The sequence below is a fragment of the Bacteroides sp. 519 genome (genome assembly GCF_010500955.1).
Lineage (GTDB): Bacteria > Bacteroidota > Bacteroidia > Bacteroidales > Bacteroidaceae > Bacteroides.
This window is the reverse complement of sequence record NZ_QVMJ01000028.1, coordinates 37534-61640: the sequence shown is the minus strand read 5'-3', so window position 1 is coordinate 61640 and position 24107 is coordinate 37534. Positions and strand designations below refer to the sequence as shown.

Sequence of the window (24107 nt, the reverse complement as noted above, 5' to 3'; positions counted from 1 at the left end):
TCTTGATATTATAAACAATATTTCAAAGAACGTTAAAGAGTATTAATCGCTTGCAAAGTCAAATGACTTTAGCAAAGGAGGATAGGCTGCGCTATACAGTCTCCACATTATACAGTGTCTCCGCATGGTATCCTCCTTTGGAGGAGGTGCCCGAAGGGCGGAGGAGGATATTTCTCATAAACCAACACCAATTCTTTTATTTACCATGAAAATTAATACGCTATTAATTATCGTATTCAGCCTTCTATTATCAGGCTGCACCCCCCAACCAGACAAATCAGTAACAATAGTCAACCGCCCATCGGTAGAAACTACCAACAGCCATTACATTGGCAACCGGGCTCCTTTACTGCCGGATCATTTCATTAAACTACCTGTTGGTAAAGTAAAACCCGAAGGATGGTTAAAGAAATACATTGAACTTCAACGCGACGGACTCACCGGACATCTGGGAGAAATTAGTGCTTGGCTGGACAAAAAGAACAATGCATGGCTCAATACCGGAGGCGACTTCGGTTGGGAAGAAGTTCCCTACTGGCTAAAAGGTTACGCAAACATTGCTTATATACTGGATGACCCCAAAATGCTTGCCGAAACCCAAAGCTGGATTGAAGCCGTGTTTGCCAGCCAACAGCCCGACGGATACTTTGGACCGGATAACATCCGAAACGGACGCCGGGAGTTATGGGCCAACATGATTATGCTTTGGTGCCTGCAATCGTATTATGAATACTCCGGCGATCAGCGTGTTATCGACCTGATGACCAAGTATTTTAAATGGGAAATGACTGTTCCCGACGAAGACTTCCTACGGGATTATTGGGAAAACTCACGTGGTGGCGACAACCTTTACAGCGTTTACTGGCTTTATAACATCACTGGCGACGACTTCCTTCTCGATCTGGCACACAAACTTCATCGGTGTACAGCCGACTGGATGCAGGATACTTCTTTACCTAACTGGCACAACGTAAACATTGCACAAAGTTTCAGAGAGCCTGCCACTTATTATATGCTTACCAAGGACTCTGCACATTTGCATGCCACATACAACAACCATTACCTGATACGCCGCACCTTTGGTCAGGTACCGGGGGGTATGTTCGGGTCTGACGAGAATGCCCGTATGGGGTACATCGACCCGCGCCAGGGAACAGAAACCTGTGGTTTTGTAGAGCAGATGGCATCCGACGAAATGTTACTCCGGTATACCGGCGATCCTCTTTGGGCCGAACATTGCGAAAACATTGCATTCAACTCTTATCCGGCAGCCGTAATGCCCGACTTCAAATCATTGCGCTACATTACCTGTCCTAACCATGTAATGAGTGATTCAAAAAACCACAAACCGGGAATTGACAATGCCGGACCTTTCCTCTCAATGAATCCTTTCAGCAGTCGTTGTTGCCAACATAATCATGCACAGGGATGGCCGTATTATATTGAAAACCTTATTCTGGCCACTGCCGATAATGGTGTTGCTGCTGCTATTTATGGTGCTTGCAAGGCACAGGTTAAAGTTGCCGATGGTACAGAGATAACCGTACATGTGGATACACAATATCCATTCGAAGAACAAATACGTTTCCGCGTTGAAACCGATAAGGCAGTTACTTTCCCTTTCTATTTCCGTATTCCTTCGTGGACTGCCAAAGCAAACATCCTGGTTAATGGTAAGAGTACTGCTATTGAACCGGGTAAGTATATCTGCATTAACCGTGAATGGAACGGAGGCGACGAAATTACCTTGAACTTCCCAATGGATTTTAACCTTACTACATGGCAGGTTAATAAGAACAGCGTAAGTATTGACTACGGTCCTCTTACCCTTTCTTTAAATATTGATGAAGAACATAAAAAGGTAGATAGTAAGGAAAGTGCAATCTGGGATTCTAAATGGCAAGAAACTGCCGACCCCAGCAAATGGCCTACTTACGAACTATATCCAAACAGTCCGTGGAACTATGCACTGGTACTGGGCAAAAGCAATCCATTTACCAATCTGAAAGTAGAGAAAAGACCATGGCCTGCCGATAATTTTCCATTCACACAAGATTCATCTCCCATTATTGTGAAAGCCAAAGGACGGCAAATACCCTCGTGGAAGATAGACAAATTCGGACTATGTGCCGTTCTTCCGGATGAAGATGCACCGAAAGCTGCACAAGTGGACGATATTACGTTGGTACCAATGGGTGCAGCAAGGTTGAGGATATCGGCGTTTCCTGCTTCGTACGAGTAAGCTGATTGTCCTATATTTTATTATTTTTTGCATCGGCCATACGTTATTGTATATTAATAGCAATTTGGGAATATCAAAAAATATCCGTATCTTTCGTATAACAAAGATATACAGATAGTATACACGGAACGGGCGGAAAATAACATGTTTTTCTGCCCGTTTTTTATTCCCATAATTTGAAAAAACGGTTACCACTACAGAGACCAGTGGTAACCACTAAAATATGTAACAGTTACCACTAAACATTGTTGTGGTAACCATTTAAGCCGGTAGTGGTAACCACTATACAGAATATTGAATGTTGAAGTTTTCATTCCGAAGTTTATTTTTCAGTGAAACAGCATCTAAAGTGTAAATGTTAATAGTTTGCAAATAAATCATGTTCAAAGAACAGCTGATATTTAATATTTTTATTAGTTTTGCCATCACAACAATGAAACTCTTTGATAATGACTAATCCACAGTTGAATCTCACTTTTGAGGATATATATATGAAATATTATCCTAAACTTGTGCGTTTCTGCAAAGAATATGTTCTCGCAAGTGAAGATGCCGAGAACATCGTTCAGGATTGTTTCGTTTATCTTTGGGAACAGAAAGATAAAATTTCCTCCATCCATAACCTCAATGCTTTCTTATTCTGGTTGGTAAAAAATAGGTGTATCGACTTCCTCAGGCAGAAAATAATGGCCGACGATAAAAAGGAAAACATGCAAAACACATTTATACAGGAATACACCTTCAAACTTCAATCCATTGAATTATTTGATAACTCTTTGTCCGACAACGAGATTGAACAAATAATTGAAAAAGCAATCAATAGTTTGCCTGATAAATGCCGGGATATCTTTATTCTTAATAAAATAGAAGGGCTTAAGTACGATGAAATAGCACAGCAAATGAACCTCTCACCTAATACCGTACGAAATCAGATAGCGATTGCCCTAAAGAAAATGAAATCGGAACTGAAAGACTATATTCCTTTATTATTCTTTCTGATCAGTTAAAACAGCCAACTTGCAACATATTGAAAATAAACACATTAAAAAATAAAACAAAATAAATTCATTTTCCTTTGGTACTTTTTTCATTCTCGTTCGACTTATATATATAAGACATTAATTTATGGACGAGAAAATACAGAAATACTTCTTTGGTAACATGACTGACGAAGAAAAATCCTACCTCTTCAGCGAGATGGAAAACAATGCTGAAATGAAGGAAGAATTCGTCAGGATTCAAAACAACTATTCATTAGCTCAAATGATTAGTCAACCAGAGGATAAACAATTCGCCGAAACAGGGTTTAAACAGTTCAGACAACGAATACATCAAATAAAAATGCGGCATATCACTCGCTTGGCCACCAGATATGCCGCTATACTACTACTGGTCATAGGTTTAGCTTGGGGCTTCCAGATGTATTTATCCAATCAAGACGAAGAAGAACAATACCAAGAGTACACCACCGAAGTAGGCAGACGCAAAGAAATCACACTGCCCGATGGAACCAAAGTTCATCTAGGCCCATCATCCAGCCTGAAAGTTCCTGCTAAATTTACTTCCGAAACAAGAGAAGTACAGTTAGACGGAGAAGCTCTTTTTGATGTAACCGCCGACTCCAGTAAACCATTTATTGTGCAAACAAGTACATACAGTGTAAAAGTATTGGGAACTGTGTTTAGTACAATTGCTTATTCGCAATATTCTGTATTTGAAACTTCCTTGCTCGAAGGATCAGTTATAATATATAATCAAGAGGAGAAAGTAGAATTAAAGCCACATGAGGGAGTTGCCCTGGTTGATGATAAACTAGTAAAATCAGAAGCCGATCTGGCCGACATCTACTATTTGCAAAGTGGCTTATATAAGTTCGAAGAAGCAACCCTCAGAAAGTTACTGAACAAGATAAGTATGTGGTATGGAGTTGATTTTGATATAACAAACAACTATATGTTAGGAAACACTTTATCCGGTAAATTCAGAGAGAACGATGATGTGGAATTCATTCTAACTGCAATGCAATCATTATACCCATTCAAATATAAAAAATCCACAAATAATACCTATATAATTTATTGATTTTCTAAAACTAATCCTTTAATACATTTATATCATGAGCGGATAACAAAATTCTTTTCCATTTCAGAGAAGATAAAAGGGAGAATGCTCCAACATTCCCCCTTTACGAAAGGTGCCAAATACCTTCATCTCTACGGTTAATTTAAAAAATCTAGTATTAACACCAAAACTACAAGCAAATATATGAAAAATTATGCTTTGTATCTTTATCTAGTACTGAAAAAGAACAAACTAAGGTATCTTATGAAGTTATCAATGTTTATACCTTTATTGATTTCAGCACAGCTATATGCTGTCAACGGTTTCTCGCAGGCAGCAAAAGTTACCCTTAACACCAGTAATGAAATATCACTGGAACAGTTAATCAGTGAAATCGAAAAACAAACAGAATATCTGTTTATCTATAGTAAAAATGAGGTTTCTCTTACTACCAAAGTAAAAGTAACTGCAAGAAATGAACCAGTGAGTAAAATTCTGGAAGAGGCTTTATCCAAAACTTCCATTACCTATAAACTATCTGGTAATTACATTACCTTGATGAAGAATAAAGAAATACAGGCTGTTAAGCAAGCGCAGCCTGTACAACAGGTTAAAGGTAAAGTAATTGATACCCAAGGGCAAAATCTTATCGGTGTAGTAGTTAATGTAAAAGGAACCGACAGGAATGTAATCACGAATCTGGACGGTTACTATGTAATTAATGCCAATCAGGGTGAAACGCTCGTATTCAGCTTTATGGGTTTCAGCAACATAGAGAAGAAAGTTCCTGCTTCTTTAAGTGTTGATGTGGTAATGGAAGAAGATGTAACTGCGTTAGACGAAATTGTAATTGTAGGTATGGGTACTCAACGCAAGGCAAGCGTGGTAGGAGCCATATCTTCAGTAAGAGTTGCCGAGCTCAAAACTCCAGCCCGTTCACTTACAAATGCACTGGGTGGTCGACTTGCAGGGATTGTTGCAGTACAACGATCGGGTGAGCCCGGATATGACAATTCTGATTTCTGGATTCGTGGTATTTCTACATTCGGAGCAAATAGATCACCTCTGGTTTTGGTCGACGGGGTAGAGCGCTCTATGGATAACCTGGATCCTGAAGAAGTAGAAAGCGTATCTATATTAAAAGATGCTTCTGCCACGGCTGTATATGGAGTAAGGGCGGCCAATGGAGTAGTGCTTGTTACTACACGTAAAGGAGAAGCTGCCACCAAACCCAGTATTGAACTGAAAATGGAATATGGAATCAGTAAACTTACCCGTGTACCCAGATTGTTGGATGGTGTTGGCTACATGCGCCTTTATAACGAAGCAGCAGGAAAAGAAATATATTCGGAAGACCGCATTCAAAAAACGATGGATGGAACAGACCCTTATTTATATCCCAACGTAAACTGGCTCGATGAAATATTCAAAGATCACTCCGACAATAGCATCATTTCTCTTAATGTTCATGGTGGTGGGCAAGTAGCACGTTATTTTGTTTCGGTAGGAGTATTAACCGAAAACGGCAACTTCAGGAACAATTCACAAAATGCTTATAAGTCAAACATTTCACTCAATCGCTATAATTTTCGTACCAACATAGATGTTTCTCTTTCAAAAACAACTAATCTTGATATTGAATTAGGGGGCTACCTGATTGATTCTCATTACCCTGGAACCTCTACCGGCGATTTGTTTGGAAAAGCTTATGTAGCCAATCCGGTGAATATGCCCATTAATTATCCTTATGGAACAAACAGGGATGGAAGCACTAAATATGTATGGGCAGGTAGCAACTCTGTTACAACAGAAAATCCTGTAGAGCGTTTAATGGGTTCTGGTTTTACCACTGAATTCCGTAACCAGATTACAGGACAAGTGCGCTTAACCCAAGATTTTGGTTTTATATTGAAAGGCTTGAAAGCAAACATAGCATACTCTTTTGATGCTTATAGTCAAACTTTTATAGAACGAAAAAAGAAAGACTCTTATTACCTGGCAAACGGACGCGATGAGAATGGAGAACTGGAACTTGTTCAAACCCATATTGGAGATGAATACCTTGGTTACGGCAGATCCCTTAGTAGCAACAGAGCAATGGAATTAAAGCTTCAGGTAAATTACGATCGAATTTTCGGAGACATTCATCGCGTAGGGGCTATGGCAATGTACTACCAAAGGGATTTCAGAAATGGGAATGCAGGTTCTGCCATAGAATCGTTACCCTACCGCAAACAAGGAATAGCTTTCCGTACCACCTATGCACTATACGACCGTTATTTTGCAGAGTTTAATCTGGGTTACAATGGTTCTGAAAACTTTCCTAAAGGACAACGTTTTGGAATATTTCCTGCTGGTGCAGTAGGTTATCTGATATCCAATGAAAACTTCTGGCAGAACAGCAACATTTCCAGAACTATCAACATGTTAAAGCTTAAAGGTTCTGTTGGGCTTGTGGGTGCCGAAGCTTTACCGGGAGGGCGCCGCTACAGCTATCTTACAATAGTAGATAAAGGATTAGGTGATTACAAATTCGGCTGGGATGAGACAGGATACGGAGGAACAGGCGAAAACCAGTTTGGAGTAAGCAATCTTACATGGGAAAAGGGTTTAAAATCTAATATTGGATTTCAGGCTGAATTCTTTGATGGAACATTCTCACTGGAATTGGATTATTTTCATGAAAAAAGAAGCAGTATTCTTGTTCAACGTGGCTCATTACCCAGCATTGTAGGTATTAACGATAAACCATTTGCTAACTTGGGCGAAATGAGGAATCAAGGTTTGGATGGTACTTTGGAAATGAGTCATACTTTTGGCAAATTATTTACACGCCTATATGCCAATGCAACTTATACCCGCAATAAAATACTAGAGCAGGACGAACCTGCATGGTTGTATGAGTACCAGAACCGCACCGGAAAGAAACTGGATCAAAATTTTGGGCTGATTGCCTTAGGATATTTCAAAGATGAGGCAGAAATAGCTAATAGTCCACAACAACAATTCGGCAATGTTCGTCCTGGGGATATCAAATACCTGGATGTAAACGGAGATGGTGTAATCAACTCCTACGATGAGGTAGCTATCGGACATTCCAATATTCCCGAACTTTTATATGGATTCGGTGTACAACTTGGCTATAAAGGATTCGATGTAGGGTTGTTTTTCAGAGGACAAACCCGTGTATCCTACATGCTGGGAGGTGAGGGTTTTGTTCCTTTTCAGGAAGGAGGCGACCGTGGTAACCTGTTTGTAGAAGCACTTGACCGCTGGACTGTTGAAGATCCCAGACAAGATGCCTTCTATCCCAGATTGAGTATTGGTGGTACGGAAAACAATTACCGCAGTTCAACCAAATGGCTTTATGATGGCAGTTTTCTTCGTTTAGCTGATGTGGAAATTGGTTATACAGTTCCACGCAAGTTGCTAAGACCCTTACACATTACAGGATTGAGAATTTATTTTCATGGAACCAACATGGCACTCTTTTCCAAGTTTAAAATGTGGGATCCTGAAACTGGTAAAGGAAGAGGTGATGCATATCCATTACCACGTAAAATGAATGTTGGTTTGAGAGTTAACTTCTAATATAAAATAGTATGAAAATAAGAACAATTATATACAGTGCAGTAGGTTCCGCACTATTATTAACATCATGTGCAGACTATCTTAATAAGATGCCCGATGACCAGAAAACAATGGATATGGTATGGAAGAACCAGAAAGAAACCGAAGCATATTTGTACAGTGTGTACTCTAAACTGCCCGAAGACCATACTATTTGGGACATAGCTCCCTGGGTAGGAGCTTCCGATGAAGCCGATTTGGTATGGGAACGCTATCATACAGCAAATATTAATGTGGGTAACTGGAACCCAACTAATGTACTTTATGATCCATGGGGTGAATATTATAAAGCAATCAGGGCATCTTTTGTTTTCGAGAACAATGTAGATCGTTGTACAGAATTGTCAGCCGTATTGAAAACACAATATAAGGCGGAAGTAAAATTTTTACGGGGATATTATTACTGGTTATTGCTTCGCCAATACGGCCCATTTGTTCTAATTAAAGAAGAGACTGATTTAAACAGTGACTGGAATTCATATCCGCGTACACCTTATGAAGAATGTGTGGATTATATTTGCGAAATGCTTGATGAAGCCGAAACCGATTTACCATGGACATGGAAAACAGATACCAAATGGTTAGGTAAAGCCGATAAGATAGCATGTAAAGCTGTAAAATCTCAGGTTCTACTTATGGCTGCCAGTCCTCAATGGAATGGAAACTCCGAATATGCATCATTTAAAAATCTTGATGGTACCTCTTTAGTTAACACACAATATAGTGAAGATAAATGGAAAAAAGCTGCTGCTGCCTCCAAAGCCCTTATTGATGCAGCCGAAACCAATTCCTCGATAGACGTTAAATTATATCGCAACAGTGATAATGGTGATGCAGTATTCAATCCATATAAATCTGTACGCGATCTTCATTTACAAAAATGGAATAGTGAAGTACTATGGGCTACAGCAAGGATCAATGTGCATGGATTTGAAAAACATGCCACACCACGTCCTGGTGGATGGAACGGACTTGGGGTAACACAACGTCAGGTAGATGCTTTCTTTATGATAAACGGAAGAACCATTGAAGACAATCAAAGTGGTTATAAGGAAGAAGGATTTGCTGAAGATGCACATCCTAACTGGGTAAATGATGAAATAAAAGAGATACAAACCGGAAACTCATGGGGTAACAGAAAAGGAGATTGGAACATGTACACCAACAGGGAAGCCAGATTTTACGCAAGCGTATTATATAATGGACGCCCAATACCACAGGTGGCAGCAGACGACCGGGATAACTATTCGAGCAACAAAAATAAAGACGGTTGGGGACGAGCAGAATTATACAAAAACGGAGTTTCCGGTGCAGGAGCATCCGATCACTCAACAACAGGATATCTGATAAATAAGTTCATAAATCCTAATAGTAATCCATTCCGTGAACAATATGGTCCATGGCGTCAACATACGTATATACGTCTTGCCGAAATTTATCTGAATTATATCGAAGCACTCAACGAATATGATCCCGTACATGCCGATATCAAGAAATACTGGGATATGATTCGCGAACGAGCCGGATTACCCAGCATATTCGATACTAATCCTGGGATAAAAGGTAACAAGGATAAGCAACTTGAATACATTATACGTGAACGACAAGTAGAACTATGTTTTGAAGGCGACCGCTATTTTACCACCCGCCGACGATGGCTCTCGGATAAAACTGATACCAACAGACCGGCTGAAAAAAGAATGTATGGTGATAATGGCCCACACTATGGCATGAATATTCATGCAGGAGATGGATTTGAATCCACCGATTTCTATGAAAGAACTAAATTTGAAGACAGGGTATTTACAAAGAAGATGTATCTGTTTCCTATTTCACAATATGAAATGGACCGCAATACATCAATGGTACAAAATCCTTGGTGGTAACTTTAAAAACGATTTAATGATGAAGAAATACAATATACTCTCAGCAATTATTCTCATATTCAGTTTGTCGTTGGCCTCCTGCGAGAATGATGGGAAAGAGGCTAATCTAAGCCCCAGCATGGTATATATTATAAATGATGGTGTGCAAAACATCAGTCTTTATGAAATGGAAGATGCCTATACATACAATCTGGGTATTTATAAGTCAGGAGCACTCAAATCGGATGCTACAGTTAAAATAGCCGTATTTACCGAGGCAGAGCTGAACGAATACAACACCGAAAACGGTACTAACTACAGCCTTATACCGGCCACATGCTACACAATTAGTACTTCCGAAGTTTCTTTCGGGAGTGAAGTAAAAGATGTAAACCGGGTGATAGATATCAACTTTGACGTTACTCAGTTAAAAGAGTTACCCCAAATAGAGGGCACCTACACTCTGCCTATCAAAATTGCAACCTCATCTATCACCATTAACAAGAACAAGGCTATAAGTATTATTACACTTGATAGTTCAATACCCCTTATCAGTCGGAGCAACTGGGCCATTGCCGGTTTCAGTACCGAAGAAGCCACAGGCGAAGACAATGGCAAAAACGGGAAAGCCATCCACATGATTGATAACGACATAAACACTTTCTGGCATTCCAAATGGGATGGTGGAACTGATGAGATGCCACATCACGTAACTATTGACATGCAACAGTCTTATACCATTGCTCAGGTAAATCTTATCCGTCGTCAAGGTAACAACAGTCTGCGTGCAGGAGAGTTCTGGCTGAGTGAAAATAACACAGACTTTGTGAAAGCTGGTGATTTTCAGTTGGAAGAACGAGATAACGAACAAAATTTCCCTGTAAATCATACCCGGGGGCGCTACTTAAAAGTTATCTTTGCCGAAAGTAATAATCCGCCTCATACCAGTTTGGCCGAGGTGATGGTACGTGGATATTAAGATATCACATTTATATATTATTCAACTAATTTAGTAACATGCAAAAACTAGTTTTCTTTAGGTATTTTTCAGTAATGGCATTGGTGCTTCTATGCACCCGTGCCATTGCACAAGACCTGAATACAGATGTACTGTACAAAATTGTAAGTCCTTCAGGGCTGGTAGTAGATAACAAAGGAAGTCAGAACGATGACGCGCGCATTTATCTGGCCCGTGATGTAAAGAACAATAAAGGGCAGTTGTGGAAACTCGTCCGGCTAAACAACGGACATTATCTTATAACCAACCCTTATGGTGAAAAAAGTCTTGATAACGCTAATGTTCAAGAAGGTAATGGCAATGCTATATTGCAATGGGGTCAAAGCAGATCAAACAGTAACCAACATTGGAAACTGGAAGTAACCGGAACCGGAGCTTATCGTATAACCCAACGTAATAGTGGTATGCAACTTGCGTTTAATGGTGAAGAAGCTGCCGGTGCACTCCTCTATCAGCTACCCAACTCTTCACAACTGTGGCGATTGCAAGAAACTTCACTGAAAGTTCCCGAAGAAATAATTGTGCGGGGAAAAACCGAGTGGGAGAATGAAACCATTTTTGCAGTAAACAAAGAAGAAGGACACGCCACCTATACCGTTTATCCTACAGTGGCTGCCCTGAAAGCTGATAAGCACTTTAATGAACCTTGGCAACAACCAAACTCTGCCTACTATCAATCGCTCAATGGAAACTGGAAATTCAATTGGGTAAAACAACCGTCGGAACGTCCGGTTGATTTCTACAAAGAGACTTATAATGTTTCCGGATGGAAAGAAATACCTGTACCCTCAAACTGGGAAATGCTGGGATACGGAACACCTATCTACACCAATATCACTTATCCGCACAAAAATAATCCTCCGCTTATCCAATCGCAGAAAGGATATACCAACGAAAAAGAGCCCAATCCTGTAGGTTCCTATCGTCGTACCTTTAATATACCTGCCGATTGGGATGGAAAAGAAATCTTCCTCCATTTTAATGGTGTATACAGCGGAATCTATGTTTGGATAAACGGAAAGAAAGTAGGTTACAGTGAAGGGGCAAACAACGATGCCGAATTCAATATTACCAACTACGTTAGGAAAGGAGAAAACATTGTTGCTGCCGAAGTATACCGTTGGACAGATGCCAGCTATATTGAAGATCAAGACATGTTCCGCCTGAGCGGTATTCACCGTGATGTGTATGTATATGCTGCACCCAAACTACATGTGCGCGACTTTTTCCTGAAATCCGAATTTAAAGGAGACGATTACACCTCTGCTCAATTCCTGACCGACTTATCTGTTGTAAACTATGGAGGTGCTTCGGAAGGTAAGGTAGTAACCACGCTTCTGGATCCCAACGGAAAAGTTGTTAAGACCATGGAAAGCCCGGTTAAGGGAGTAAAGAAAGGCAAACCATTTACCTGTACAGCCAGTACTACAGTTGACAATCCAATGTTATGGTCGGCCGAAAAACCGAATCTTTATACGGTTATTGTATCATTGAAAGATAAGAATGGAAACGAGCTCGAAGCCATGTCGAATAAATTTGGTTTCCGTAAAATAGAGATCAAAAACAGACTTGTTTACATTAACAATGAGCAGATTTACTTCAAGGGAGTAAACCGGCATGATATCCATCCTAAATATGGTAAAGCTGTACCTGTAGAGTCAATGATCGAAGATATTTTGTTGATGAAGAGGCATAACATCAATATGGTGCGTACCAGCCACTACCCCAACGATCCTAAAATGTATGCATTATACGATTATTATGGTTTGTATATTATGGATGAGGCAGACTGTGAGAATCACGGAAACGGTAGTATATCCGATAAACCGAGTTGGAAGGCTGCTTACGTAGACAGGATTGAAAGAGTTATATCGCGCGATAAAAATCATCCTTCGGTTATCTTCTGGTCGTTGGGTAACGAAGGCAGTAATGGTTCAAACTTCGACGCAATGGCAGATAAAGCACGGGGAATGGATTCTACCCGCTTCATCCATTACGAAGGAAAGAACGAAATTGCAGACATCCGCTCACAGATGTACCCCGATATGAAAGACCTCATGCGTATTGACCAAATGGATGAAGATAAACCTTACTTCTTCTGCGAATATGCGCACTCCATGGGTAACTCACCGGGTAATCTGGCTGAATACTGGGAGTACATTGAACGTTCACAACGCCTTATTGGTGGTTGTATTTGGGATTGGGTAGACCAAGGAATAAATAAAGTTGGTGAACCGGAAAACCACTACTTCTATGGTGGCGACTTTGGTGATAAGCCTAACGATCTGGACTTTGCCTGCAACGGTTTAACTACCCCCGACAGACGTGTTACTGCCAAATTGCTGGAAGCAAAAAAAGTTTTCCAATACATCAAAATCAAACCAATGGTGGTTCATAGTGGAAAACTGGAAATTGAAAACAAATACGATGCAACTAATCTTAATGAGTTCAACATTGTCTGGGAAATTATTAAAGATGGTGTTGTTTCGGAAAGGGGAACCATAAATCCTATTGATCTGGCTCCCAACCAGAAAACGATTCTTACTGTTCCTTTCAACAAGAATCTGGAAGCTGGCAAAGAATACTTCCTCAATGTTAGTTTCTCACTGAAGAACAAAACGTTATGGGCAGATGCCGGACACGAGGTAGCCAGAGAACAATTCGCTGTAAACGAACGTCCTGCAATAGCGATGAAGAAAACCCAGGATCTTGCTACACTTATTACAGCTACACAAGGAGACAATCTTATTATCACTGGTGAAAAAGGGTTTGCTACCACATTCAACATCAAAACCGGCCGCATAATTTCATTAAACTATGCTGGTAAAGAAATGCTCCATAACGGTAAAGGACTTAACTTTAACTGGTACCGCAGCGTAACTAACGATAAGTATGTTGACCAAACATATTACGAACCAAAGTTCAGCAGCACCTTTGTTGCTTATAGAGTAGACGAGAGCAAGAAATATGTAACCATTCTGGTTGATGAAAAAGCCAACATTCCTGCTCAACGTGCTTTCGATATTCCTTATACTGTTAAATACACTGTTTATTCGGACGGTACTATTGATGTGGATGCCTCTTTCACCAAACCGGCAGAAGCACAAATAGTTCATCGTTTGGGTTTACAAATGGTGTTGCCTCAGGCTTATGAAAATATTCAGTATTATGGCCGCGGCCCGCACGAAAACTACTGGGACAGGAAAGTGTCGGCATTCTTTGGTCTGTATAACACCACAGCTACCGGTATGGAAAAAGAACACTATGTGCGTTCGCAAAGCATGGGTAACCGGGATGATGTGCGCTGGCTCACCATTACAGATAATAACAAACAAGGACTGAAGATAACTTCCAAAGATCACCTGGAATTCAGCGCACTGCACTTTACTGATAAAGATGCATGGATAGCTTCACACGATTTCAATCTGAACAGTGTACGCAAACCCGAAGTTTATTTAAACCTCGATTGCCTGCAACAAGGATTAGGAAATGCCAGTTGTGGTCCACGTCCGCTACCAATATATATGATTCCGGATAACCGACCAGTAACTTACTCGTTCCGGATAGAGGAAGTGAGGTAAAAAAGGCGCGAAGGCGCGAAGGAGTAATGAGTAATGAGTTTTGAGTAATGAGTAACGATGCCGCATGGTAACTCATTACTCAAAACTCATTACTCATTAATAAAAATCATTTCTTGCATTTGTAAGTAGAAGAAAAGTGCTACTTTTGCGATTTAAAAGTAATTTAATACCTAAACTAGAATGATATCTGATAGTCTGGTTATTATACCAACCTACAATGAGATTGAAAATATAGAAAACATTATCCGTGCTGTTTTTAGTCTGGATAAGGACTTTCATGTTTTAATTATTGACGACGGATCGCCCGACGGTACAGCTGATACCGTTAAAAAGCTACAATCCGAATTTACCGACTCATTGTTTTTGATTCAAAGACAAGGAAAGCTTGGTTTAGGTACTGCCTATATCGCCGGATTTAAATGGGCATTAGAGCACAAGTATGAGTTTATCTTCGAGATGGATGCCGATTTCTCGCACAACCCCAACGACTTGGTTCGTTTACACGAAGCCTGTGCTGTAAAAGGAGGCGATCTGTCTGTTGGCTCGCGCTACATAAGCGGAGTGAATGTGGTTAACTGGCCCATGGGGCGCGTACTTATGTCGTGGCTGGCATCTAAATATGTTCAGTTCATTACCCGGCTCCAGGTAAAAGATACAACTGCCGGATTTGTATGTTATCGCCGCCAGGTACTCAATACCATTGATTTAGACAATATACAGTTTAAAGGTTATGCTTTTCAGATAGAAATGAAATTTACTGCCTACAAATGTGGGTTCAAAATAATCGAAGTTCCAGTAATATTTATCAATCGCGAACTGGGAACATCAAAGATGAATACCAGTATTTTTGGTGAAGCACTGTTTGGAGTAATCAATATGAAGATTAAAAGTTGGTTTCACAAATATCCGCAAAAAGCATGATACGCACACTTATAAGCAATGCTTGCATTGTAAACGAGGGGAAACAATTTCAAGGTTCAATTGTAATTGAAAACGAAGTAATAAAAGAAATACTCCCGGCAGGACAACAACCAATAACGCCGTGCCATGAAACGATTGATGCAACCGGCCTTTATTTACTACCCGGAGTTATTGATGAGCACGTACACTTTCGCGATCCCGGTTTAACACAAAAAGGCGATATCTTAAGCGAAAGCTGGGCAGCTGTAGCCGGTGGAGTTACTTCGGTTATGGATATGCCTAACACCAACCCCGTTACTACCAGTTTGGATAGCCTGAATATGAAATTCGAGTTGATGGCAGAAAAATCATCTGTGAATTACTCTTGCTATTTTGGAGCTACTAACAATAACTACAATGTATTTGGTCAACTAAATCCGCACAGAGTTTGTGGAGTAAAACTATTTATGGGCTCAAGTACAGGCAATATGCTTGTTGACCAAATGAACAGTTTGCAACACATCTTCAATGGAACAGATTTATTGATTGCTGCTCATTGCGAAAGCCAGGATATTATTAAAGCCAACACAGAAAGGTATCTTGCCGAAGCTGGAGTAGATAACGATTTACCATTAATATACCATCCTTTGATTAGATCGGTAGAGGCTTGTTACGAATCGAGTAAACTGGCTGTTGAACTAGCGCAAAAAGCTGGTGCCCGATTGCATATTATGCATATTTCAACAGCAAAAGAACTGTCGCTATTTAATAATCTCCCTCTACATCAAAAAAAGATAACTGCCGAGGCTTGTGTTCCTCATCTGGTATTTACATCCGATGATTACAAAACCTACGGAACCCGGATTAAATGCAACCCCACAATAAAGGAAGCTACCAACAGGGAAGCACTACAACAAGCTATTAATACCGGAATTATTGATACCATAGGTACCGACCATGCACCACATTTGCTTAACGAAAAACAAGGGGGAGCTTTAAAAGCAACATCGGGCATGCCAATGATACAGTTCTCACTTATCAGCATGTTGAATATGGTTAATGAGGGACTGTTCACCATTGAAAAAGTGGTAGAAAAGATGTGTCATGCTCCTGCCGACCTATACCAAATCCATAAACGAGGATACATTCGCGAAGGCTATCAGGCCGATTTGGTGCTGGTTAGCCCGGAACAATGGAGATTAGAAACAAAAGATATTAAGAGTAAATGTGGATGGAGCCCCTTGGAAGGAAATACATTTGCATGGAAAGTAGATAAAACGTTTGTAAACGGCCATAAAGTATATTCAAACGGAGATATTGATACACACTACCGCGGACAGGAACTTGCTTTTAGAATTGAAAATGCATAACTCTCAACTCTCAACTCTCAACTTTCAACTACACGAAGTCGCCCCTTATATAAACTGGATATATTTCTTTCATGCCTGGGGATTTCAGCCGCGCTTTGCCGCCATAGCAGATATTCACGGTTGCGATGTTTGCCGGGCTTCCTGGTTAACAACTTTCGAAGAACAAGACCGTCCCAAAGCTGCCGAAGCTATGCAATTGCTGAAAGAGGCAAACCGAATGCTGAACTTGCTGGATGAAGATTTTCAGGTTAAATCGGCATTTCGTTTGTGCAAAGCAAACTCGGACGGCGACAATCTGATACTCGACGGCACCATCCTACCACTGCTGCGCCAGCAAACACATAAAAACGATGAACCGTTTCTTTGTCTAAGTGATTTCGTTCGTCCATTATCTTCGGGCATACCAGATACAGTTGGTGTATTTGTATCGACCGTAAGCGAGGATATGGAAAAGATGTACCAAAACGATTCGTACAAACACCTGCTGGTACAAACCCTTGCCGATCGTTTAGCCGAAGCTGCAACCGAGAAAATGCACGAATACGTACGTAAAGAAATATGGGGATATGCTAAAAATGAAAACCTTAGCATGCCTGAAATATTACACGAAAAGTTTCAAGGTATCCGCCCGGCAGTGGGATATCCTTCCCTACCCGACCAATCTATTAACTTTATCCTCAATAATTTACTGAATATGCAAGAGATTGGAATATCTCTTACTGAAAACGGCGCCATGCACCCGCACGCTTCCGTATCGGGACTAATGATTTCGCACCCGCAAGCCAAATACTTTTCAATCGGCAAAATAGGCGAAGACCAACTAATTGATTATGCTGGTCGCCGCAATATGCCGGTAGAGGTTATGAAAAAGTTTCTTGCTGGTAATATTTAACAATGACAAAAACACGAATCATATTAAAAACAGTAAAATATCGAGATTGGACTTTTGAAGTTGATTTTGAATTTACTAAAAAGTCATACACTAAATTCAAAAATGGAGGAGCATCTGATTGTGAATGTGCAGATTGCAAAAATTTCACATATAATAGACACAATGCATATCCCGAAGAAATAAAGTTGTTATTTGCCGAACTTGGTGTTGATTACACAAAGGAAAGTGAAGTTATGCATTATTGTCAAGAAGAAAATGGATTGCATTATTATGCTGGCTGGTTTCATTTTAAAGGGAAAATGCTGAGCGGAAAAGATTGTCGCATTTCACATACAGAGACGACCCACACTTTCGAGTTGGAGAGAATTACCAAAAACTTCAGTATAGGATTTACTCTTGGCAATTCCCCTAGTTTATTTGAAAATTTAGATGGACTTATACAGATAGAATTTGAAACAAAAATACCTTGAAATTATGTCGGTCGCCACAATATTCCGGTAGAGGTAGTCTACTTGTTTGAATCATATAATTATGGAGATGTTATTATAACCCAAATGCATTTATTATATTTGCACTGCGTAGAAATACGCACTCCACTGCGTAAAATGTAAAACCATGTATAAAAGGGCAGAATATCAAACAATTAAGAATAGGCTTGAAGAGCAACGAAGGTTTATTCAGGTCGTAATGGGTGCTCGACAAATAGGAAAATCGACTGTAGTCAAGCAAGTACTAAAAGATTTGGATGCTCCTTACCAATTCTTTTCTGCCGACAATGTTCCGGCAACGAACAGTACTTGGATTTCCAATTGCTGGGCAGCAGTTCGTAGCTTGAAAGAGAGTAAAGGACAGGACAGCATCATCCTTGTCATCGATGAGATACAAAAAATTGCAAACTGGAGCGAAGTTGTGAAAAAAGAGTGGGACGATGATACATTCCATGACCGTAACATCAAAGTATTGCTTCTCGGTAGCAGTCGCGTACTATTGGAAAAGGGATTATCAGAATCATTGGCAGGACGATTCGAAGAAATCCGCATGAGCCACTGGAGCTATCAAGAAATGAAAGAATGTTTCGGTTTCTCGCTTGACCAATATCTGTTCTACGGTGGTTATCCCGGTGCTGCCTCTTTAATTGATGACAATGACCGTTTTCAGCAATATATCCAATCTTCTATTATTGATGCAACAATCAATAAAGACATTTTGATGGATACTCCCATAAGCAAACCCGCTTTGCTTCGTCAGACATTCGAGTTAGGTGCAGCTTACTCCGGAAGCTTGCTCTCGTTGAATAAGATGCTTGGTTCGTTACAAGATGCTGGTAATACGGCAACTTTGGCAGGGTATATCAATTTATTGGATGAGAGCGGATTACTTCGCGGACTACAGAAATTCAGTATGGATATGGCAAGACGAAAAGCAAGTATTCCCAAATTACAGGTTTACAATAACGCATTGAAAATGGTATATAGTTCATCCACTTTTGAACAAGCTATTCTTGACCGTAAAACATGGGGGCATATCTTTGAGTCGGGTATCGGGGCTTATCTTGTCAGCCAAGCATTTATCCATCGTTTTGAGATATTCTACTGGCGTGAACGCAATGATGAAGTGGATTTTATTCTGCGGAAGAAGGGTTCAGTAGTAGCTATTGAAGTTAAAAGCAATGCAGAGAAAAAAACGGAAGGATTGGATAAATTCAGGCAACTATTTAATCCACAATCCTCATTTATTGTCGGCGATGGTGGTATAGGTATTGAAGATTTTTTCTTGATGGATATAAAGAAGTTGTTCTAAATGTTCTTTGATTTAGTTACAGATTGTAAGTTATGCCACATGGTTCAACCGTTCCGGTTGAGCCATGCGGCATATTTACTATTTGTAACCCAAGGGCTTATAAATTCGCTTTAATAAGGAGTATGAATAATGCTGGTTAATTGGTTGCCATAGAGATGTTTACAGCATTCATCCCTTTATTTCCTTTTTCCAGATCGAAAGTAACAATATTCCCTTCGGTAATATTGGCTGGGGCATTACTGATGTGGAAGAAATATTTATCAACACCTGCCAGGTCTTTAATAAACCCATATCCTTTTGAAGCGCTAAAATACTCCACTCGCCCTTTATGCACCAGTACTTCTTCCTTTTCTCTTTTAGGAACAGATATCTGGATTGTTTCCTGATCTACTTTTTCTTTCTTCTGTTGAAGATCGGGCGGAGTTGATGTAATCATACCATTCTCATCAACATAAGCTATCATATCATCCAAGCTACTGGCTTTACCGGTAACCTTTCTTTCTTCTTTCTTCTTTTGTTTTTCTGCTTTCTTCTGTTGTTTTTTCTTTTCGTTTTCTCTTTTGTTAAATGTTACTGATTTCGCCATAAATAACTCCTTATATTATATTAAACTGTTTTTTGTTTTGCCGGGAACATCTTTTTATTCATTTTCTTGCCCATAAGTTTCTGGATGTTTTCTACCAGTTTGCGTTCATCCTGCGAACAAAAAGTAACGGCGGTTCCCGTATTACCGGCTCTTCCGGTGCGCCCTACCCTATGGATATATGTTTCGGCCACATCCGGCAGATCGTAATTAATCACCATTGGCAATTCATTAATATCAATCCCCCTCGAAGCAATATCGGTAGCCACGATAACCCGCGTTTTGCCCGATTTGAAATTAGACAAGGCGTTTTGTCGGGAAGTCTGGCTTTTATTTCCATGCAAAGCCTCACTGGCAATTCCTGCAATGCCCAGCTTACGAACTATTTTATTTGCATTATGCTTGGTGCGCGAGAAAACCAATACCGACTGATTTTCTGCCTTTTGCAGTATTGAAATCAGAAGACTGTTTTTATCTTTCTTCTCCACAAAATAAACCAATTGCTCTATCGTTTCAACTGGCGAATACTGTGGGGTAACATTTATGTTTACCGGTTTCTTCAGTATTGATTTTGTAAGCGATAAAATAGCACCCGGCATAGTTGCCGAGAACAACAAGGTTTGCCTGTTTACAGGTAACTTTGATAATATTTTTTTAATATCGTGTATAAAACCCATATCCAACATTCTATCTGCCTCATCGAGTACCAGATAACGGATTTGATTTAGTTTTATACATCCCTGATTCATCATATCCAACAAACGTCCTGGTGTAGCTACCAGTATATCAACTCCCCTGCGCAACATTTCGTTTTGAGGTTGTTGCTTTACTCCACCAAATATTACCCCATGTTTAATCCGGGTATATTTTGCATAATCATCAATGCACTCGCTTATTTGCAAAGCCAGTTCACGGGTTGGTGCCAGTATGAGTGCTTTTATTCCGTTTCTTTTTTCAGCAGCTGTTTCTAACTGCAATAATTGTATAACAGGTATGGCATACGATGCTGTTTTTCCTGTTCCTGTTTGCGCACATCCCAATACATCTTTTTTAGCTAACACTACCGGGATTGCTTCTTCTTGTATTTGTGTTGGGTTTATGTATCCCTTTTCTTTAATTGCTTTTAAAATAGATGGGATTATATTTAATTCTTCAAATGTCATAAAAAGTATATTCTATAGTACAAAAACAGAAGGCCTTGGCCTTCTGTTTCTGATTTTCAATCTTATTAATAGCGTCTGTAACCGCCACCGCCATTACCTCTGTCGCGTCCACCACCAAAAGAGGGACGTTCTGTTCTTTCGCGAGCTACGCTTACAGCTATAACTTTACCATCAAATTCAACGCCATTGAGTTCGTCAATTGCTTTTTGTCCTTCTGCATCGTTTGTCATTTCAACAAAAGCAAATCCTCTCGATCTTCCAGTTTCTCTGTCTTTTATAACTTTTGCCGAAGTTATTTCTCCATACTCTGCAAATAAATCGTTCAAGTCGGCATCGTTAATACCATAACTTAAACCTGAAATGTAAATGTTCATTAAGTTTTTTATTAAAATAAATATTAGTATGATTGAGCGGGAATAATAAGAGGAGAAACGACTTAAAATGTTATCTAAAAGAAGAACTATACTATAAAATTCAAACTCAATTGGGTACAAAGGTAAAGTAATTAATTAAACAACCGCATGTTTTATCTTTTATTTGTTAGTTAAAAGTGTCTGGGTGATAAATCATCGTGGTTTATCAATCCAAATTCTTGATTCGTTGACTCTCCGTACTAATAGCAGAACGTGATTGATATTTACTTTTTTGAGCACTGAAACGATAAGTAAGGGAAAAACTCAGGACTGAACGGTCGAAATAATAGTTATATCCAATGTAACGGTTGTTGATAGTGGTATAAGTGTTCATGTTATCCGTGTGAAAAATATCGTTCCACATAATACTTGCCGTTAGTTTATCTTTCAGGAATGATTTTCTTACACTTGCATCCATCCGAAAAACAGGGTCGAAATAAAAGATATTCTCCACTCCTTTGGTAAAATAACGGATGTTTGTACTTAGTTTGAAGCCGTGAGGCAGGCTAAAATCAAAACCGGAATAGGCATACCACATCGGTTGTTTGAGGTTTGAAACACCGGAACCATTGTCATTGCTTATCGTATAAATTAAACCTGTTGACAAATAGCAACTTACCCAATTATTACGGTAAGGCAATACGGCATCAATGGAAAGCACGTCTGATTTATCTATATTTTTTTGAGTGACTTTGGATATGGCAGGAGTAAAAGGGTCTTGTTCAATAAACCACGCTAAAAGATTGTTTTTTCGGGTATAGCTGAGTCCTAATGATGCCATTTTGAGATAGGTTAACTTAAATGTCAGCACATGGCGAGTTTCTGGTACAAGTGTAGGATTTCCCTGAAAATAAGTAAGGGAATCAATATACTCAATGGCAGGATTCAAATCCTGAAATGTAGGACGGGTTATTTTCATGGCATACGAGAAACTTGCATCCCAATTTTTGGCGATACTGTAATTCAGATTCAGGCTGGGAAAAATGTTCCACTCGGTTGTGTTCTGAACAATTATATCGGTAGTTGCATAATTATCTGAAACTTCAACCCGTGCCCCTAATTCGGAATTCAGTTTCCCGAATTGTTTGGAAAGAATAAAGTACAATGCCCCGATATTTTCTTTGTAGTTGTAGTTTACATCCTGAATGACAATCTCTTGTGAAGAAAAATTAGTGTTACTTTGATTATGAACATTGGTATATTTCAACCCTGTTTCCATCTTATACCCCTTAGATAAGGGTATTACTACATCTGTTTTAAATGAAGTAATGTCAATGTTGGTTTTGACGTTATTCTGCTTAAAAACTGTACCAGAGCTTCCCGTTTCTTGTATTTGTGCACTTAATTCCGTATCATAATGGGATTTATCAAATACGTTTGTCAAACTCATTCCTGTGGAGGATGATTGGTAAGTATAATAAGCCGTTCCAGTCAAATAATTTCGATTGAAAAATGTTTGTTGCGTGGTTACTATTTCGGAAATAGGAGCTACATTTGTACTTGTAGAGCCATAAATACGGCTAAGTTCGTTTTTTGAATTATTCCCGCCTAAAAACTGTCCGCTAAATTGTAACCCTGCCTTGTGCTTGTCGGAAAACACATAATCTCCCGATAAACGTATCCTGTGATTTTCTTTCGTTTTGTTCAAACTTTCCATATCTATAAGCCCGTAAGAAGGTGGAATTTCTTTTGTGTAATCCCTTGTGTAAGATTCCGTATTTAGTTTTTTTGTCGGAGAAAAAGCGTAAAAAGCATACAATGATAATTTCGGCATTTTGGCTGTGATTTCCGTGCCGATATAGGGGTTCCAATATTCTCCTTTGCTCATTCGCCCCGTAACTTCGGCTCCGATTCCTTGATTCCGTGCTTTTTTAGTACGAATTTCAATCACAGCTTTACCTTTCGCATCATATTTAGAAGAAGGGTTGGTTATAATATCGACTTTCTGAATCTCGGAAGAAGACAGCATTTCGAGAGCCTGATTACTTGGTAATTCTCGTCCATCGATCAAAATAAGAGCATTGCCAACACCTAAAACAGAGATTCCGGATTCATCAACTTTTACCCGTGCTACTTTTTGCAGAACATCCACTGCCGACCCTGATTCGCTCAAAGCCGTACCCGCCACATTCAGCGTCATACGGTCATTACGCATACTGAACATGGGTTGTATTGCCTTAACAATCACTTCATCCAGCATATAGTTTATGGATGTAAGCCGAATATCCGGTAATCTATCCATAGCCGACCCGACTAAGAAGGTGGTATCCCTGAATCCGAAAGATGTTATTTTCATCAAAGTGGGAATTTGATTGGTTTCAATCGAAAATTCCGGTTCCATGAAAAAATCGCCTTTATAAATGGACGTATCTTTAGGCGAAAGCAATACTACATTGTATCCGTCAACCGTACTAATGACTTTTCCCGATATTTTTTGAGTGATTTGAGCATAACTGTAAAAAGGAATAATAACCAATGCTGCTAAAATGATTTTTGTTTTCATTTGATTCTTCTGTTTGAATTTTATGCAAACATAAACCTCAAATGACGCGGTTCAAAATAACAGGGATACACAAAGGGTTTCTGTGA

16 protein-coding genes are annotated in these 24107 nt (G+C 39.6%); 12 read left to right on the top strand and 4 right to left on the bottom strand.

Features of this window, described 5'->3' with window-relative positions; genetic code table 11:
- Positions 1–205: 205 nt before the first annotated feature.
- The 12 genes from D0T85_RS18515 (at position 206) to D0T85_RS18460 (ending at position 19359) form a co-directional block, all read left to right on the top strand.
- On the top strand, positions 206–2242 hold the full coding sequence (locus D0T85_RS18515) for a beta-L-arabinofuranosidase domain-containing protein (RefSeq protein WP_163215014.1): 2037 nt from the start codon (positions 206–208) through the stop codon (positions 2240–2242).
- Between the two features lie 449 nt (positions 2243–2691).
- Complete coding sequence (locus D0T85_RS18510) at positions 2692–3249, top strand: RNA polymerase sigma-70 factor (protein ID WP_163215013.1); 558 nt, start codon at positions 2692–2694, stop codon at positions 3247–3249.
- 118 nt (positions 3250–3367) lie between these two features.
- Positions 3368–4324 carry a FecR family protein gene (locus D0T85_RS18505; RefSeq protein WP_163215012.1) on the top strand — a complete coding sequence of 319 codons (957 nt, stop codon included), beginning with the start codon at positions 3368–3370 and terminating at the stop codon, positions 4322–4324.
- A gap of 243 nt (positions 4325–4567) precedes the next feature.
- A complete protein-coding gene (locus D0T85_RS18500; RefSeq protein ID WP_163215011.1) occupies positions 4568–7894 on the top strand; it encodes a TonB-dependent receptor in 3327 nt (1108 codons plus the stop codon).
- A gap of 11 nt (positions 7895–7905) precedes the next feature.
- Entirely contained in the window at positions 7906–9819 is a 1914-nt protein-coding gene (locus D0T85_RS18495; RefSeq protein WP_163215010.1) for a RagB/SusD family nutrient uptake outer membrane protein, read from the top strand.
- On the top strand, positions 9773–10777 hold the full coding sequence (locus tag D0T85_RS18490) for a BT_3987 domain-containing protein (protein ID WP_163215009.1): 1005 nt from the start codon (positions 9773–9775) through the stop codon (positions 10775–10777). The genes D0T85_RS18495 and D0T85_RS18490 overlap by 47 nt, the downstream gene beginning before the upstream one ends.
- 38 nt (positions 10778–10815) lie before the next feature.
- Positions 10816–14397, top strand: coding sequence for a glycoside hydrolase family 2 TIM barrel-domain containing protein (locus D0T85_RS18485; RefSeq protein WP_163215008.1), 3582 nt, complete (start codon positions 10816–10818; stop codon positions 14395–14397).
- Between the two features lie 180 nt (positions 14398–14577).
- Entirely contained in the window at positions 14578–15318 is a 741-nt protein-coding gene (locus D0T85_RS18480) for a polyprenol monophosphomannose synthase (protein ID WP_163215007.1), read from the top strand.
- Positions 15315–16667 carry a dihydroorotase gene (locus D0T85_RS18475; RefSeq protein WP_163215006.1) on the top strand — a complete coding sequence of 451 codons (1353 nt, stop codon included), beginning with the start codon at positions 15315–15317 and terminating at the stop codon, positions 16665–16667. The genes D0T85_RS18480 and D0T85_RS18475 overlap by 4 nt, the downstream gene beginning before the upstream one ends.
- Entirely contained in the window at positions 16660–17559 is a 900-nt protein-coding gene (locus tag D0T85_RS18470) for a vitamin B12 dependent-methionine synthase activation domain-containing protein (RefSeq protein WP_163215005.1), read from the top strand. The genes D0T85_RS18475 and D0T85_RS18470 overlap by 8 nt, the downstream gene beginning before the upstream one ends.
- A 2-nt stretch (positions 17560–17561) precedes the next feature.
- Positions 17562–18029 (top strand): hypothetical protein, encoded by a 468-nt coding sequence (locus D0T85_RS18465; RefSeq protein ID WP_163215004.1) that lies wholly within the window; start codon positions 17562–17564, stop codon positions 18027–18029.
- 145 nt (positions 18030–18174) lie between these two features.
- Positions 18175–19359 carry an ATP-binding protein gene (locus D0T85_RS18460; protein WP_163215003.1) on the top strand — a complete coding sequence of 395 codons (1185 nt, stop codon included), beginning with the start codon at positions 18175–18177 and terminating at the stop codon, positions 19357–19359.
- Positions 19360–19495: 136 nt separating this feature from the next.
- Here D0T85_RS18460 and D0T85_RS18455 read toward each other — a convergent pair whose 3' ends face one another.
- From D0T85_RS18455 to D0T85_RS18440, 4 genes are all read right to left on the bottom strand, one after another.
- Complete coding sequence (locus D0T85_RS18455; RefSeq protein WP_163215002.1) at positions 19496–19945, bottom strand: cold shock domain-containing protein; 450 nt, start codon at positions 19943–19945, stop codon at positions 19496–19498.
- Between the two features lie 20 nt (positions 19946–19965).
- A complete protein-coding gene (locus D0T85_RS18450; RefSeq protein ID WP_163215001.1) occupies positions 19966–21105 on the bottom strand; it encodes a DEAD/DEAH box helicase in 1140 nt (379 codons plus the stop codon).
- Positions 21106–21170: 65 nt separating this feature from the next.
- A complete protein-coding gene (locus D0T85_RS18445) occupies positions 21171–21479 on the bottom strand; it encodes an RNA-binding protein (protein ID WP_163215000.1) in 309 nt (102 codons plus the stop codon).
- 205 nt (positions 21480–21684) lie between these two features.
- On the bottom strand, positions 21685–24021 hold the full coding sequence (locus tag D0T85_RS18440) for an outer membrane beta-barrel family protein (protein ID WP_163214999.1): 2337 nt from the start codon (positions 24019–24021) through the stop codon (positions 21685–21687).
- Positions 24022–24107: the final 86 nt, after the last annotated feature.